15 protein-coding genes and 1 riboswitch are annotated in these 14,454 nt (G+C 61.5%); of the genes, 5 read left to right on the plus strand and 10 right to left on the minus strand.

Annotated elements, in window-relative coordinates; all coding sequences use genetic code 11:
- Positions 1 to 8: 8 nt before the first annotated feature.
- Complete coding sequence (locus ACN50D_RS27665) at positions 9 to 1,685, minus strand: FAD-dependent oxidoreductase (protein WP_003941369.1); 1,677 nt, start codon at positions 1,683 to 1,685, stop codon at positions 9 to 11.
- A 213-nt stretch (positions 1,686 to 1,898) separates the two neighbouring features.
- On the opposite strand from ACN50D_RS27665, the gene ACN50D_RS27670 reads away from it, so the two are divergent.
- Both ACN50D_RS27670 and ACN50D_RS27675 read left to right on the plus strand, forming a co-directional pair.
- Positions 1,899 to 2,393 (plus strand): DUF3558 domain-containing protein, encoded by a 495-nt coding sequence (locus ACN50D_RS27670; protein ID WP_074447128.1) that lies wholly within the window; start codon positions 1,899 to 1,901, stop codon positions 2,391 to 2,393.
- 160 nt (positions 2,394 to 2,553) lie between these two features.
- On the plus strand, positions 2,554 to 2,760 hold the full coding sequence (locus ACN50D_RS27675; protein ID WP_230358883.1) for a hypothetical protein: 207 nt from the start codon (positions 2,554 to 2,556) through the stop codon (positions 2,758 to 2,760).
- Positions 2,761 to 2,816: 56 nt separating this feature from the next.
- Here the strand turns inward: ACN50D_RS27675 and ACN50D_RS27680 are convergent, their stop codons facing one another.
- Positions 2,817 to 3,278: a 6,7-dimethyl-8-ribityllumazine synthase gene (locus ACN50D_RS27680; RefSeq protein WP_158170795.1), complete on the minus strand. Its 462-nt coding sequence runs from the start codon at positions 3,276 to 3,278 to the stop codon at positions 2,817 to 2,819.
- Positions 3,279 to 3,324: 46 nt separating this feature from the next.
- Entirely contained in the window at positions 3,325 to 3,837 is a 513-nt protein-coding gene (locus ACN50D_RS27685; protein WP_003941343.1) for an Lrp/AsnC family transcriptional regulator, read from the minus strand.
- A gap of 219 nt (positions 3,838 to 4,056) precedes the next feature.
- Here ACN50D_RS27685 and ACN50D_RS27690 point away from each other — a divergent pair, with 219 nt between their 5' ends.
- The 3 genes from ACN50D_RS27690 (at position 4,057) to ACN50D_RS27700 (ending at position 7,901) form a co-directional block, all read left to right on the plus strand.
- On the plus strand, positions 4,057 to 5,172 hold the full coding sequence (locus tag ACN50D_RS27690) for a Glu/Leu/Phe/Val family dehydrogenase (protein WP_030536821.1): 1,116 nt from the start codon (positions 4,057 to 4,059) through the stop codon (positions 5,170 to 5,172).
- Positions 5,173 to 5,301: 129 nt separating this feature from the next.
- Positions 5,302 to 6,420: a methyltransferase gene (locus ACN50D_RS27695; protein ID WP_212634088.1), complete on the plus strand. Its 1,119-nt coding sequence runs from the start codon at positions 5,302 to 5,304 to the stop codon at positions 6,418 to 6,420.
- A gap of 113 nt (positions 6,421 to 6,533) precedes the next feature.
- A complete protein-coding gene (locus ACN50D_RS27700) occupies positions 6,534 to 7,901 on the plus strand; it encodes an acetamidase/formamidase family protein (protein ID WP_063316897.1) in 1,368 nt (455 codons plus the stop codon).
- A gap of 21 nt (positions 7,902 to 7,922) precedes the next feature.
- Here ACN50D_RS27700 and ACN50D_RS27705 read toward each other — a convergent pair whose 3' ends face one another.
- The 7 genes from ACN50D_RS27705 to ACN50D_RS27735 all read right to left on the minus strand — a co-directional run bounded on the left by ACN50D_RS27705 (position 7,923) and on the right by ACN50D_RS27735 (position 14,331).
- Positions 7,923 to 9,269, minus strand: coding sequence for a T3SS (YopN, CesT) and YbjN peptide-binding chaperone 1 (locus tag ACN50D_RS27705; RefSeq protein ID WP_212634089.1), 1,347 nt, complete (start codon positions 9,267 to 9,269; stop codon positions 7,923 to 7,925).
- A gap of 212 nt (positions 9,270 to 9,481) precedes the next feature.
- Complete coding sequence (locus ACN50D_RS27710; RefSeq protein WP_081558103.1) at positions 9,482 to 9,964, minus strand: hypothetical protein; 483 nt, start codon at positions 9,962 to 9,964, stop codon at positions 9,482 to 9,484.
- A gap of 165 nt (positions 9,965 to 10,129) precedes the next feature.
- Positions 10,130 to 10,687 carry a LysM peptidoglycan-binding domain-containing protein gene (locus tag ACN50D_RS27715; protein ID WP_003941373.1) on the minus strand — a complete coding sequence of 186 codons (558 nt, stop codon included), beginning with the start codon at positions 10,685 to 10,687 and terminating at the stop codon, positions 10,130 to 10,132.
- A 288-nt stretch (positions 10,688 to 10,975) separates the two neighbouring features.
- Positions 10,976 to 11,770 (minus strand): ABC transporter ATP-binding protein, encoded by a 795-nt coding sequence (locus ACN50D_RS27720; RefSeq protein WP_212634103.1) that lies wholly within the window; start codon positions 11,768 to 11,770, stop codon positions 10,976 to 10,978.
- Between the two features lie 8 nt (positions 11,771 to 11,778).
- Positions 11,779 to 12,582, minus strand: a complete 804-nt coding sequence (locus tag ACN50D_RS27725; protein WP_003941393.1) for an ABC transporter permease — start codon at positions 12,580 to 12,582, stop codon at positions 11,779 to 11,781.
- Positions 12,560 to 13,588: an ABC transporter substrate-binding protein gene (locus tag ACN50D_RS27730; RefSeq protein WP_030536827.1), complete on the minus strand. Its 1,029-nt coding sequence runs from the start codon at positions 13,586 to 13,588 to the stop codon at positions 12,560 to 12,562. Before ACN50D_RS27730 ends, ACN50D_RS27725 begins: the two co-directional genes overlap by 23 nt.
- On the minus strand, positions 13,588 to 14,331 hold the full coding sequence (locus ACN50D_RS27735; protein ID WP_007726090.1) for a TenA family protein: 744 nt from the start codon (positions 14,329 to 14,331) through the stop codon (positions 13,588 to 13,590). The genes ACN50D_RS27730 and ACN50D_RS27735 overlap by 1 nt, the downstream gene beginning before the upstream one ends.
- A riboswitch (TPP riboswitch) is annotated at positions 14,319 to 14,414 on the minus strand. Its footprint overlaps the gene before it by 13 nt.
- Between the last annotated feature and the right edge of the window lie 40 nt (positions 14,415 to 14,454).

Below are 14,454 nucleotides of genomic sequence, written 5' to 3' on the forward strand. Positions count from 1 at the left end.
GAATCTCCCTATTGTTGAGCGAGATAGCGGTGGACGAACATCACGGCCATCGCGCCCTCTCCGACGGCCGACGCGACGCGCTTGGCCGATTCGGCGTGTACGTCCCCGGCGACAAACACTCCGGGGACACTGGTTTCGAGATGATGTGGTGCGCGGTCGAGCGGCCACCCGTCCGGGGTGACGCCTTCGGACGGAAGGTCCGGGCCGGCAAGAACGAAGCCATTTCCGTCGCGGACCACCACGTCTCCGAGCCAGTCGGTCAGGGGAGCGGCACCGATGAAGATGAACAACCACTGAGCATTGACAGTGTCTTCTTCTCCGGTGGCTCTGTTACGCAGTGTGATTCGTTCGAGGTGATCGTCACCCTCAGCGCCGACTACCTCCGTGCACGTGCGCACGGTGATCTTCGGATTCTTTTCGATCTGCTGAATCAGGTAGTAGGACATCGAGGCTTCGAGCGAGTTGCCGCGAATGAGAATGGTGACGGACCTAGCTCCGCGGGAGAGATAGACCGCAGCTTGCCCTGCCGAATTGGCGCCGCCGACTATGTACACATCCTGCTCGCTGCACCGTGCAGCTTCGGTGACGGCCGATCCGTAGTAAACCCCTCGGCCGGTGTAGGTATCGAGCCCCGGCGCCGACAGTTGGCGATAGGAAACACCGGTCGCCAAGATGACCGAATGGGCGTCGACCGACGAACCGTCGTCGAAACGTACTGTGCGGGCCGAGCCGTTGATTTCCAAACCGGTGACGTCGCGAGCGGTAATGACCTCGGCGCCGAACTTGGTCGCCTGGCGCCTCGCCCGATCGGCCAACTGTGCGCCGGACACTCCGTCGGGGAAGCCGAGGTAGTTCTCGATTCGTGAACTCTGGCCGGCCTGACCGCCGGTCGCTCGCCGTTCGATGAGGACCGTCCGAAGTCCCTCCGAAGCGCCGTACAGGGCAGCTCCCAGACCCGCAGGGCCGCCGCCGATGACAACGAGATCGTAAAAGTCTTCGGAGAGAGTAGTACTCAACCCGAGTTTGTCGGCAAGTTCGGCGTCAGTGGGCTCGACGAGGACATCCCCATTGGATGCGATGACGACGGGAAGCCGCAGTTCGTCGGTACCGGCAGCGGAGAGCAGCCGTTGTCCTTCGGGTTCGTCCGACATGTACCAGCGATAGGCAAGTTGGTTGCGTGCCAAGAACTCTCGGACGTCGGATGATCGCTCGGACCAACGATGGCCGATCACCTTGGTTTCCTCGGCGGGGTGATGACTCGAACTTGCCCAGGCATCGAGCAGCGCATCGATGACGGGGTACAGCTTCTCTTCCGGCGGATCCCAAGGCTTGAGGAGGTAGTGGTCGAGGTCGACGACGTTGATGGCGTCGATCGCAGCATCGGTGTCGGCGTACGCGGTGAGGAGAACGCGACGAGCTACGGGATACAGGTCCATTGCCTGTTCGAGGAACTCGATTCCACTCAAACCGGGCATGCGGTAATCGGCGACGATCACAGCGACTGCATCGCCGCGAAGTTTCATTTCGCGCAAGGTCTCGAGAGCCTGGTCGCCGGACTCCGCACGAATGATTCGGTACTTCTCGCCGTACCGTTTGCGAAGGTCTCGAACGACGGCACGCGAAACACCAGGATCGTCGTCGACGCTGAGGATCGCTGGTTTGGCCGGGGCTTTCGGTGCGCTCACTCGGTGCCTTCCCGAAGTTGTAGTCAACCTCTCCAGTATGCGACTGCTGAGCTGAGCGTCAATCGCTGACGATGCGCTCTGAGTGAACCGGCGAACCTGAACTGGGAATTTCAAGATTGCGGGAACCGATCGAGCCTCCGGTGCATCCAATACAGTGGGTCCACATCAACAGGGGGTGTCATGCGGGGGTCGGTGGGGGTTGGGCGACTGCTCATGGCTGGGGTGTTGGTGTGGGCTGCGGCAGGATGCAGCTCAGTCGTGGAGGGGGCGGCTGAGCCTGCATCCGGCCAAGAGGGTCTGTTCGATCCGTGCAAGGACATCCCGGACTCGGTGTTGGAAGAAGTGGGGCTTGATCCGGCTACCGAGGAAGTTGATATCGCGGGCGTTGAGCAGCCAGGATGGAAGATCTGTGGGTGGAGCGGGTCCTGGTACTTCTTAACCGTGTATTCAACAGCGCGCGCCGTCGACGATGTGCGACGGAATGCTGACTACCGAGGTGTCGAGGAACTGCGCGCCGGTTCACGGCACGGTATCCAATTCCAACGCGTTGACGATGTGGACGGTAATGGTTGTTATATTGCGTTCCCAGTCGAGCAAGGCTCAATCTGGGTCAATATCGAAAGAATGCTGTCTGAAGCTCAGGAAGAGCCCAGTTGTGTTGTAGCGCAGCGAGTATCGGTCGATATTGAACATGTCCTACCAAAGTGAGGTCTCTGTGACTAGATCAGGTTGGAACAATGTGACGGCGGGTTCTCAGTTGGACCTTGCTCCAGACGTTGCGCGGGATGTCGTGTTGGCGTGTGCTGAGTTTCTCGGCGTACTAAACGAGGCGCATAGGAATCTGTTGGGGATTGAGAATGTCTCAGGTATGGGGACACTCCAGTCTGGAATCAACCTCGCCGCGAAATTCTCCAAGAAGGCGGTAGGCGGTGAGGATTCGTTGGAGAAGTCGTTGAGCAGCCACATCCAGGTGATCACCGAGATGCGGGACTTCTTCCAGCAATGCGTCGACCGCTACGGCGAAGTCGACGACTCGAATGCCTCCGCACTGGCAAGCGTCGAGACCCCTCGATAGACACAAAAAATCTCGCTGAGCCGATGGCATTCGACTCAGCGAGACTTGGGTAACGACTAGTTGGTGGGCAGGGCCTTCAACGACTTGACGGTGGCGTCGACCGCGCGCGCAGCCTCGGCGCCCTTCTTCACGAAATGCGTGCTGAAGTAGTCGACGTGCTCGGCGTGCTCGTGGAAGTGATGCGGCGTCAAGACCACCGAGAAGACCGGAACGTCGGTGTCGAGCTGCACGCGCATCAGACCGTCGATGACAGCCGTTGCCACGAAGTCATGCCGGTAGATACCTCCGTCGACGACCAGACCTGCGGCAACGATCGCCTGGTAGCGGCCGGTCTTGGCCAACCGCCGGGCGTGCAGGGGGATCTCGAAAGCTCCCGGTACCTCGAAGAAATCAACCGTGTCCTTGGGGTAGCCGAACTCGACTATCGCGTCGGTGAATCCGTCGCGTGCACGGTCGACGATGTTGCGATGCCACGTCGCCTGAATGAACGCGATGCGCTGTCCCTGGATCTCACTCATAACCATGAAACTAGCGCACTGGGAAGCATCGACGCGACCACCCGTCCTAGTCCTGCTGACGGGGGAAGGCGGTCGAACGACCCCAGCCGGCGTCATTGGTGAGGTGCTCGAGGAGAGGCTGAATTCGATACGGAAGGGGATTGGTCAGAGCGATGGTCGTGGTCGAATGCGTGACGCCTGGAAGTGACACGATCTGCTCGGCCAACTTCTGCAGGGCCGCGTGCGTCGAGGTGGCGACGCGAACGAGCAAATCCTCGCGACCGGTCGTGGCGTGAATTTCGATCACCTCGGGCAACTCGGTCAGACTCCGAGCGACTGCACTGATCTTGCCCTGCTCGAGTTCCAGACCGACAAATGCCTGAATCGGGATACCGACCTCGGGGAGATTGAGATTCGGCCGAAATCCGGTGAGAAGTCCGTTGGATTCCATGCGCTTCATTCGCGACTGGACGGTGTTGCGGGCGACGCCCAACGAGTTGGCCAACTCGGCCACACTCATCCTCGAGTCCTTGCTGAGCAGACCGAGCAACTGGACGTCGAGCTTGTCGATGCTGAGCACTTTGTGAACCTCTCCTCAGTGATATGAGTCACTGGATGATCGAATTGACTAGTTCAAGAGATTTGCATTGACCAAATCGTAACTCAGGCAGAGCATTGGTTCCACGAATTGCTCAGCGGGATTCTCTTTGGGTTATTTGTCCCCAATAGTACCCAATGGCCAATTCGTCCCAATATTTCGACTGCGCCCCGTTAATCCTTCGGAAAGGTCTATCCCACAATGACTCTCACCGCCGAGCCCGTGAACTCCGTTGTTTCCCATGACGACACTGCGGGCGTGTTCGATCGCGCCGACTACCTGCGCGATTACCCCCACGAGCAGGTGAGCTTCTTCCAGGATCCCGCGAGCGGCCTCAAGGCCATCGTCGCCATCCACTCCACGACGCTCGGTCCCGCGCTCGGCGGAACGCGCTTCTACCCGTACTCCGACGAATCCGCCGCAGTCACAGACGTTTTGCGCCTCTCGCGCGGCATGACCTACAAGGCTGCGGTTGCCGGCGTCGACCTCGGCGGCGGCAAGGCTGTCATCATCGGCGACCCCGCAACGGCCAAGACCGACGAATTGCTCGGCGCCTACGCAAAATTCGTCCAGACCCTCGGCGGTCGCTACATCACCGCTGGTGATGTCGGAACCAACTCCAACGATCTCGACATCATCGGTCGTAACACCGACTACGTCGTCGGCCGCAACGCTACGGTCGGCGGTTCCGGCGACAGCGCTCCGATGACGGCCCTCGGCGTATTCCAGTCGATGCGCGCCGCGGCACAGTCGCATTGGGGCACTCCGTCGCTCGCAGGCAAGACTGTTGGTGTCGAGGGCACAGGCAAGGTCGGCTACGAGCTGATCAAGCTTCTCCTCGCAGACGGCGCAACCGTGTTGGCGACCGACGTCAACGCCGCAGCGCTCGATCGCGTCAAGGCGGACTTCCCGCAGGTGAGCATAGTCGACAGCATCATCGATGCCGATCTGGACGTCTACGCACCGTGCGCGATGGGCGCAACCCTCACCGACACGACCGCACGCTCGATCAAGGCCGAGGTTGTCTGCGGCGCTGCCAACAACCAGCTCACCGTGCCCGAGGTCGAGAACATTCTCCGCGACCGCGGCATCACCTGGACCCCTGACTACGTGGCCAACGGCGGCGGCCTCATCCAAGTTGCCGGCGAGCTGAAGGGCAACTCGGCCGAAGAGGTCAAGCTCAAGGTCGAGAAGATCTTCGACACGGTCACCGAGATCTTCGCGAAGTCGAAGAAGGACGGAATCCTCGCCGGCGAGGCTGCTGACGCGGTCGCCGAGGCTCGGATCGCCGAGGCAGCTCGCGTCGCCAAGGGCTGACATCCCTCTCGCAGTCATGTAGCGCGGCCGGTCCCGACTAGTGTGGACACCAGACGAGCAGATTTTGCAGATCTGGACCACATCAGCCGGTAGACCGGCCGCTATGCGTCGGACGCCGGAAGGGCTTACATGACTGAACAATTCGCTGTGTGGACCGAGAACGACGCCGAGCAATCGGCCCGTTGGGGTTCGACGAGCAACGCCCCGGCGCCCAAGCGCATCGTCGTCGCCGACGACACGATGAAGGCCGACGACGCCTATCGCTTGGCATGCGAAGGCACGGCGTTGTTGTGGCGCGGAGATTTTCAGAACGCTCGCCAACTGTCGAAGGCCGTCGCGTCGCGCATCGACCGCAAGCCGCGCCGAGCCTCCGACGATCCCGCCAAAGCCTTCCATCTCCACCGGCAGACCCAAGGACGCCGCGCGCAGATCCTCGGCATGCTGCTCATTCCCTTGGATGCAGATCTGTCGATTCCACTCCGGCGAGCCCCGGACGCGCAAGTAGCGTTGACCGAAGCTTTCGGGATTACCGGTGAGCCTTCGGTTCGCTCGTTGCGTGACATCCTCGGCGGGATCGGCGCTCACGAGTGGCACCGCAAAGGTGTTTTCATCGAGGCTCTCGACGCACGAGTGCATCCCGCTTTCGGAGTGTTCTCACCCGTCCGCGGGGAGTATGTCGATCTTGTCGCGTCTGCTTCGCTACCTTCGACGGAATCTGCTTTCGATATCGGAACAGGTACCGGCGTTCTTGCTGCCGTCCTGGCGCGGCGTGGCGTCAAGACAGTGACGGCCACCGACCAGGACCCCCGGGCACTGCAATGCGCTCGTAGCAACCTCTCGCGGCTTGGCTACGGCGATCAGGTGAACGTGGTGGAAGCAGACCTCTTTCCCGAAGGCACCGCTCCGTTGGTGGTCTGCAATCCTCCCTGGATTCCGGCCAAGGCCACCTCGCCCATCGAATACGCCGTCTACGACCCCGCTGGAACGATGCTGAAGGGCTTCCTGACTGGTGTCGCAGCGCATCTGGACGACGGGGGAGAAGCGTGGCTGATCCTCTCGGACATTGCCGAACACCTCGGTCTCCGAACGCGATCCGAACTGCACGATCTGATTGCGGCCGGTGGGCTCACTGTTGTCGATCGCATGGACGTCAAACCGACGCACGCAAAGGTCAGTGACCGAACCGATGCGCTTCACGCTGCCCGGGCACGAGAGACGACGTCGCTGTGGCGGCTTCGCCGTCGCTGAATTCATTCTCAGTCAGCGGTATTTCCTTGCCATGAAATGGTAATGAACGAGTAACAAATCGGGTCTAGCTTTCTTCGCAGTCGCACATCGTCACGCACTCCGGAGGAAACTCGATGGAATACACTCTTGCCCGCAACGCAGCCGAAGACCTGACGAAAGGTCTTGGCCGACGCGGATTCATGAGGGCAGTCGCTGCCCTCGGTGCGGGCGTAGGAGTTGCCGGTGTGGCTTCGGGATGCGCGCACTCGAACGCGTCACCGGCTGGATCGTCCTCCTCTGCACTACCGTTCGCCGATGGCATTCCGATTCTGCAACCGGGCAGCGGAAACGTCAGTGGCGATCACTATCTGAGTTCGGATCCGTCGGACGTCATGTGGGGTTATGTGCCCAACATCCACACCCGCGAGGTGATGCGGATGAAGTCGGGCCAGACCGTCACGATCGACGCCCTCTCGCACGAGGGAATTCTCGAGGATCAAGGGCGCAATCCTCTCGAATACTTCGGTAGCAAAGGCGTTTCCGAGAAGGACGTGCTCGAGGATGCGATTGCCGTTGCGGCCGAATACAACCGAACCGAACGAAACTTCGACAAGGACGGACCGCACGTCGTCACCGGCCCGGTCTTCGTCGAAGGCGCCCAGCCTGGAGACGTACTCAAGATCGAGACTCTCGAAGCCATTCCCCGCGTGCCGTACGGCGTTGTGTCGAGCAGACACGGCAAGGGCGCTCTCGCCGTCACAGCAGACGGAACCGCTCCAGCGGGAATCACTCTGGACGAAGTCATGCCGCCGGTCGCCACAGACGGGCGCGCAACAAAGGACCCGTTGAAGTACGGCGGTGTTTCCACTTTCACGGCGATCGAAGACGGCAAGGGCGTGATGCCTTTCGGACAGTCGAAGGTGCGGTTTCCCCTGCGGCCCTTCATGGGAATGATGGGAGTTGCCTATTCTGCGGATGCAGACCCGACATCCCCGTCGTCGAACTCCATTCCTCCGACCCTGGGCGGCGGAAACATCGACATCAGGCATCTCGGTGTCGGATCAACCTTCTATTTGCCGGTATTCGCTGAAGGCGCCCTCTTCTACGTCGGTGACCCCCACATGGCCATGGGTGACGGTGAGGCGGCGCTGACGGCGATGGAAGGATCGCTGCGCGGCACGTTCCGACTCAGCGTGTGCAAGAAGGATTCCGGTGACGCTCCATCGGTGGCTTTCGGATACCCGTTCGCCGAGACCGAGGAGGCCTGGATTCCGATCGGCCTGTCCGACCCCAACGGTTCGGTCGATGGGCAGAACAGTGACCTCAACGGCGCCATGCGGCGCGCGGTGGTCAACGCACTCGACTTCCTCGAGCATGATCGCGGTATGGATCGAGCGACGGCCTACGCGTATCTTTCTGCCGCAGCCGATTTCACGGTCTCGCAGGTAGTCGATCGAACCGTGGGCGTCCACGGACAGATCTTCAAATCCCACTTCGAATAGCGGGAAAGCCGATCCGTGTTATCAGGACGGATCGTCGAAGAGGCTCTGTTGCAAGGGATCGGCAAACAAGCCCATCTGCTCAGGTTGCGGCTTTGCCGGCGTCTCGGTTCGAGAATTGGGCAGGACCACCAGTCGCAAAGCCCCGCGCAGACGGTCGACCATGAGTTCCCACCCGCCGATCTGATCCTCGTATCCCGCAGCCTCTTCGGCGTCTCCGCGACTGTGGGCGTCCACAGCCTGACTACGCAGCTGAATCTGCCATTCGTTGCTGATGTGGAGGAGCTGAAGAATCAGATCGCGATCACGACCACAGACATCGGCTACCGCGTCGAGATCCTCGGCCACGTCCAGATCGAGGTGCAGCAGGGTCTCGAGTTCGGGAGGCAGGTCCTCGGCCGTCAGATCGGGCTGCAGCGAGGAGGAGTCACCGCTCTTGTTCGCGAAGAAGAGGTCTCCGCCGACGCGTGCGGCGAACTCGTCGTCCACGGTACGCAGGAACGACGTCAGGGCGGCGCACGTATCGGTGAGTTGCTTGGGAACGAATGGCGAACCCGCCACCTCGAGGAACACCGACAGACGGTCGTCGATCAAGACGAACTTGATGCGCGACCACTTGCGGTTGAGATCGGCGATGACCTCGGCTGCACGGGTGCGGTTGCTGATGTCCTGAACGAGCGGCGAGAACAACTGCACGTCCATGGACTCGGAAAGTGGACCGACGAACATGACAGTCGAACCGACACGAATGGGTATGTCGCCGTCGCTGTCTCGCTCGGGAAGAGTGCCGAGCATGGGAAGCAAAGCGAGAGTGACCAACTCCTTGAGATGGTCGATGTCGTTGGGCATGTAGGCCGCGGTGGGGTCGAGGGTCGGAAGTTCTGTCGACTCGACGACCGACGGATCGAAATCCGGAGTCTGCTCGTTGCCGGTGAGATCGCTGGATAGAAAAGCCGGGTGCTGCACACCGAACACATCACGGAATGCAGCGACAGTCATCGCTGCGAGCTGATCGGCCCAGTTCTGCGCCTTGTCGACGCAGAAGGCGGGGGAGTTGTTCGGATCCTCCAGATTCTCGGAAGGCGGATTCCAGCCGAGTGCGATCAACTTTTGTTCGTCGGCATCTTCGAGTCGATAGCGCGGATGAAGGAAGTCGTTGGAAGGAACCTCGCAGCGGACTGTGTTCTCGTCCCACACGAGGAACTGAACGCATGGCGCTGCGCCGTCAGCTGGATCGAAGTCGCCGGTGGACGATTCCACGGCAAGAACGTCGCCGTCGACCATGATGGAAATGTGATCGCCGAGGCGACGTTGAAATTCTGCCCACGCCCGGTCGACACTGACATCGAGATCGAAGCCCATTGCGCTCATCAGCCACCTCCTTCCTCAAAAGCTCAGACCTATACGGTATCGCGAGGCTCCGACAATGCTGCTGTCCTTTTCCGGTCGACCGGATTGCAGCGGACCACGAACAGTGACGACGAGGAAGGTAGTCGCAGGTAGATCGGTTATTCGAGAGCGGCGACTGAAGTGTGCCTGTAACCGCCGTCACGCCAGGCGGTGTGCGGGCGAAAGAGCGAGGGTTATCCGGCGAGAACGGGCGAGACCTCGACGACGGGCGGCGTGGACCCGGTCGTGACAACGGGGGTGGTGCTGGTCTTGGTGGTTGCGGCCGTCGCGGTCGGTGACGAGGTCGCGGTAGCCGACGCAGTTGTGGTGGATGAGACGGGTGTTGTCGTACTGGTGGCCGTCGTAGTCGAGGTGGCGGAGCTCGTGCTTGTCGCGGTCACCACAAGCGGCTGATTACGAGGAGCAGTCGTCTCGTCGGCGATTCGCCAGGTCGGCGTCGGCGGGATGACAACCGTGGGGACTGCAACCGAGCTGTAGAACGCGGCCGGTTCGATCCCGGCGACGGACTCCACGGAAACCGACGAGACCAGAGTGGGAGGCTTCACCACAGGGCCGCCGGCACCGAATGCGCCGGCTGCTCCGCCGAAAACGAGGCCTGATGTCAGAGAAAGAGCGGCCACTGCGACAGCGCCGATCATGACTGTTCTGTCTTTCATGCACACCTGTCCTTCGGGAGCAGTACGGAAGTACTGTAGGCGAAAAGATGCCGCAATGGAGTATCAGGGTCTGCTGGGCGGGACGCGAATCTGTGTGGCGTAGAACACAAAAGGCCCTGGGTGCCGACGCGGACGTCGGCACCCAGGGCCAGGTCAAGCAGTGAATCAGGCGGGGATCGTCAGTACCTGACCGGCGTTGATGAGATCCGGGTTCGGGATGCCGTTTGCATCCGCGATGCGCTGGTACTGGTTGCCGTCACCGTAGAAACGCTCTGCGATCGCCCACAGGGTGTCGCCGCTTTCGACGGTGTAGCTCTGCGCTGCCGGAGCGGCGGGGGCAGGCTCGGGCTCGGGTGCCGGAGCGGGCTCCGGGGCAGCCTCGGCGGCCGGCGCTGCGATTGCAGTGTCCGAAGACCACAGAGCATTTCCGCCGGCGGACAGAACGACGTTGCGATCGTCCTGAACCGAGAGGGAGGCACCGTCGTTGCCTGCGGTCTGCGATGCCCACACGGCGTCGGAGTCCTTGTAGATGACGAAGTTTCCGTCAGCCTGCACCTCGGCGCGGTTGGCGCCGGATCCGTTGGTGCCTGCGGCCCAAACAGCCTGTCCGCCCTCGGACAGAACCAGGTTGCCGTCGTCCTGCAAGGTGAGGGTGTATGCGCCGTTGTCGGACTTGAGTTCCTGGCCGACTCCGAGGCTCTGACCTGACTGCAGTGTGCTCACGCTGTCCCTTTCCAAATCTGTTGCGATGACTGTGCCTCCACGATTCCGCTTTACCGTCCAGTTACCTTCTGGCCGTTGGTCTCGTAGGCGACCGAGTGTACGTTACCGAAGAGTACAGAGAATTGTGCAGCGTTGACGGATTGCGTGTCGAGCGTTCGGATCTTGCTGATATTAAGGCGTTTTGGGCGAAAGCGCCGCGACATCCTACGCGAAGTTGCACCGTTGCGATGCACTTTCTCTTGAACGGCAGGTGAAATCGGCGCGCTCTCAGCGCATTGTCAGTAACCGCTAGGGGTGTAGCGACTTGCGCGTCTCGTCGTGGAGAACGGTAAGCAGTTCACGCTCGACGTCGGCGAACTCGGGCGAGGTGATCATGTCCAGTTCGCGTGGCCTCGGCAAGGGAACGTCGACGACGCACCTGACCGTTGCCGGCCTCGCCGACAGAACGACCACGCGATCGGACAGATAGATCGCTTCACGAATATCGTGGGTGATCATCAGCACGGTCCACCGGTACTGCTGCCACACGTCTTGCAGCCAGGCCTGCATCTCGGTGCGGGTCAACGAGTCCAGTGCGCCGAACGGCTCGTCGAGCAGCAGGACAGGTTTGCCCTGAACAACGGTGCGCAGCATCGCCGCTCGCTGGCGCATGCCGCCGGACAGCTGTGACGGCCGGGCGTCCTCGAATCCGGACAGTCCGAACGCCGGGAACAACTCGCGAGCGCGCTCGCGTGCTTCCTTCTTGCCGACTCCCTGCACTTCCAAACCGAGGGCCGTGTTGTCCAGTACCGAGCGCCAAGGGAACAGAAGATCCTTCTGCGGCATGTACGCGGTGTGCACCTCGGCGGCTGGTTCGGATTCCGTTGCGCGCGTGCCCACACGGACCGAACCCGCGGTCGGGGATTCGAGCCCGGCCAGGACGTTGAAGATCGTGCTCTTGCCGCAGCCGCTCGGCCCGATCACCGACACGAATTCGCCCGCGTCGGCGCCAAAGGACACCGAATCGAGCACGAGACGCGATTCTCCGGCCGTGTCGAACCTCTTGGTCAGGTCCTGGATTTCGACCATTGCATCCTCGACCATCGGGTCAGTCATGTCCGCGACCTCTCGTTCATCGCCCATGGTGCAACGATGCGCTCGATGGCGAACGTCAGCAAGTACAGCGTGACACTGATCAACGCGGTCACCAGTACGGCCGCCAACACCAGGTCGGTGCGGAAGGAGTTCTTCTGGGTGCTCATGTAGATACCCAAACCGGAAGTAGCGCCGACGTATTCGGAGAACACCGCACCCACGACCGCATACGTGATGCCGATGCGCAGGGCAGTGAAGAATCGCGGGATTGCCGAAGGAAGGCGAACGTATCGGAACTCCTGCCAGCGAGTGCTGCCCATACTGCGCAGGAGAGCGCCCGCTTCCCGGTCGGCCGCGGCAAATCCCTCGATGAGTCCGATGGTCATGGGGAAGAACGTCGCAAGGGCGATCACCAACACCTTCGGCAACAACCCGAAGCCGAACCAGATGATCATCAGCGGCGCGATGGCGATGATCGGCAGCGTCTGCGAGACGACGAAAAGTGGTACCAGCGCGCGTGACAACCACGGCGAAAAGTCCACGACCACGGCAAGAATCCAGGCCAACACCAATGAAACAGTGAAGCCGACCAACGTGACCTGCAATGTCGACCAGGCGTGGCCGGAGATGATCTCGCGGTTGTCCCACCCCTGGGACAGAACGCGCCCCGGAGACGGAAGTACTTGCGGCCGAATCCCACTGATCTCGACGTAGATCTGCCACGCCGCCACGAGGAGCACCACCACGGCGAGCGCGGGAAGCGCCCGCCGCATGGTCGAGACCAACCGTCCGCTCACGTCAGGACGCGTCGAGATACTCATTGGTGAAGTACTCCGACCAGTCCGGCTTCTGGGTCAACGGCTTCCCGTCGGGTCCGGCGAGCAATCCGTTCTCGAAGAGGAATCCCGAGTAGCCCGACCAGGTTTCGAGATTCTGGGCGCCCACAACGCCGTTGGCGTCTTTCATGTAGTCGGCGGCGAGCATCCGCTGACTCTCACGCACGAGGTCTTCGTCGGTGAATGCTCCGGGGTTCGCGTCGATGAGATCCTGCGCGGCCTGGTCCGGGTTGTCGGCAGCAGTCTGATATCCGCGTTGAACGGCTTTGACGAACTTGCGTGCCTCGTCGGGATGGTCCTTCAACCACTGCTGGTTGCCGTTGATCACGATCGAATATGCATCGGGGAAGCCGTAATCGGTGTACTGGAAGTACCGCATCGGAGTTCCGTTTCGCTCCGCTTCGAGGCCTTCCCACGCAAAGTAGGAGACGGTGAAGTCTGCCTGGCCCGAGTACACGGCTTCGTACGCGGAAGTTCCGAGCGTGACCGTCGTGAAGTTCCCGGTCCCGCCGTCGTTGCGGATGATCTGCTGCAGCGTTTCGACTTCGCCGGGATCACCGAACCCGGCGTACGTCTTCCCGTCGAGATCACGTGGGCGCGTGATGTCCGCACGATCCGCCTTCACGCCGATGCCGGTGGCGCGGTGCTGAAGTGGCGCGATGACGGACGTCGTAGCGGCGCCGGCTGCACGGGCGAACGTGGCCTGACTCTGTGTGCTGATGCCGAACTCCGCATTGCCGGCATCGACCAGGGTGTCGGGCGAGGTGTTGTTGTACGGCAGGATCGAGACGTCCAGGCCGGCGTCCTCGAAGTAGCCCTCTTGGAGTGCTACGTACAAACCGGTGTGGTTCGTGTTCGGTGTCCAGTCGAGTGCGAACCGAATGGTCCCGTCGGAAGAGCCGGTGTCAGAGGCGCATCCGGTCAGAACTGTGAACGCGGCTGCGATCGCGGCAGACGTGGCAAGCGTGCGGCGCAGCGCCGCAAACGACATCACGACGCCGGCCAAGGCTGCTGGTGGAGTGCGGAATCCCAGAACATCAGCTCATAGCGGCTGGCGATGCGGAATGCTTCACTCATCGCCTCACGCTCTGTCTCGGTGGCAGCTTCGGCCGCAGCATCGACCAGTACGCGGGCCTGCGCCACCGACTCGTGGAATTCGGGTGCGTCGTAGGTCGTGACCCACTGTGCGTACGGATGCGACGGATCGGCGTCGAGTACCTCGCGCGCTGAAGCGGCAAGATCGCGGCCGACCTCGGCGTAGATCCAGAAGCAGGGGAGTACTGCCGCTGCGGAGACCGGGTAAGGCGCAGTTGCTGCAGTCGCCGTCAGATACGAGACGTATCCCAGGCAGGCCTGCGAATGCTCGAGCCTTCCCGATCCCGCTGGAAGAATTCCACCGGTGAGAAGTCCGTCGTGAAGCGCAGATTCCACTGTCGCTGCCGTGGACGCGGAATTCGACCAGAAGCCCGCGGACTGCGGATCCGGGGCATGGGCCGCGACCAGGGACAACGCTTTCGAATACCCCTCGAGATAAAGCTTGTCCTGCTCGATGTACGTGCGGAACGCGTCGAGAGGCAATGTTCCGTCGCCGAGGCGGCGGAGGAACTCCAGTGAGTCGATCGACTCGCGGAGGGCCTTCGTCTCGGCCCAGAGTCGATCTGTGAACCGATCCGTCGACGGCGCTGTGGCCACCGAGTTTTCGGCAGAATTGTATGCAGGCTGCGTAGTAGCCATGACATCCCTTCGTCAGCATTACCTGATCAGGTTCCCGGGTGTGTTCTCAGCCCCGCCCATGCGGAGCACCCCGTGTCAGAACTAGGCGACCTTAACACCGAGGGGTTGCGTACTCGGCGCACA

Origin of the sequence: Rhodococcus sp. SB1D, from assembly GCF_048573875.1 — a bacterium.
Taxonomy (GTDB): Bacteria; Actinomycetota; Actinomycetes; order Mycobacteriales; family Mycobacteriaceae; genus Rhodococcus_F; species Rhodococcus_F qingshengii.

Bases quoted from the DNA above. Each gene is read 5' to 3' on its own strand.
- ACN50D_RS27670 (WP_074447128.1), top strand. From the start codon at position 1,899: ATGGCTGGGGTGTTGGTGTGGGCTGCGGCAGGATGCAGCTCAGTCGTG.
- ACN50D_RS27675 (WP_230358883.1), top strand. From the start codon at position 2,554: ATGGGGACACTCCAGTCTGGAATCAACCTCGCCGCGAAATTCTCCAAG.
- ACN50D_RS27680 (WP_158170795.1), bottom strand. From the start codon at position 3,278: ATGAGTGAGATCCAGGGACAGCGCATCGCGTTCATTCAGGCGACGTGG.
- ACN50D_RS27690 (WP_030536821.1), top strand. From the start codon at position 4,057: ATGACTCTCACCGCCGAGCCCGTGAACTCCGTTGTTTCCCATGACGAC.
- ACN50D_RS27695 (WP_212634088.1), top strand. From the start codon at position 5,302: ATGACTGAACAATTCGCTGTGTGGACCGAGAACGACGCCGAGCAATCG.
- ACN50D_RS27700 (WP_063316897.1), top strand. From the start codon at position 6,534: ATGGAATACACTCTTGCCCGCAACGCAGCCGAAGACCTGACGAAAGGT.
- ACN50D_RS27705 (WP_212634089.1), bottom strand. From the start codon at position 9,269: ATGAGCGCAATGGGCTTCGATCTCGATGTCAGTGTCGACCGGGCGTGG.
- ACN50D_RS27710 (WP_081558103.1), bottom strand. From the start codon at position 9,964: ATGAAAGACAGAACAGTCATGATCGGCGCTGTCGCAGTGGCCGCTCTT.
- ACN50D_RS27720 (WP_212634103.1), bottom strand. From the start codon at position 11,770: ATGGTCGAGGATGCAATGGTCGAAATCCAGGACCTGACCAAGAGGTTC.
- ACN50D_RS27725 (WP_003941393.1), bottom strand. From the start codon at position 12,582: ATGAGTATCTCGACGCGTCCTGACGTGAGCGGACGGTTGGTCTCGACC.
- ACN50D_RS27730 (WP_030536827.1), bottom strand. From the start codon at position 13,588: ATGTCGTTTGCGGCGCTGCGCCGCACGCTTGCCACGTCTGCCGCGATC.
- ACN50D_RS27735 (WP_007726090.1), bottom strand. From the start codon at position 14,331: ATGGCTACTACGCAGCCTGCATACAATTCTGCCGAAAACTCGGTGGCC.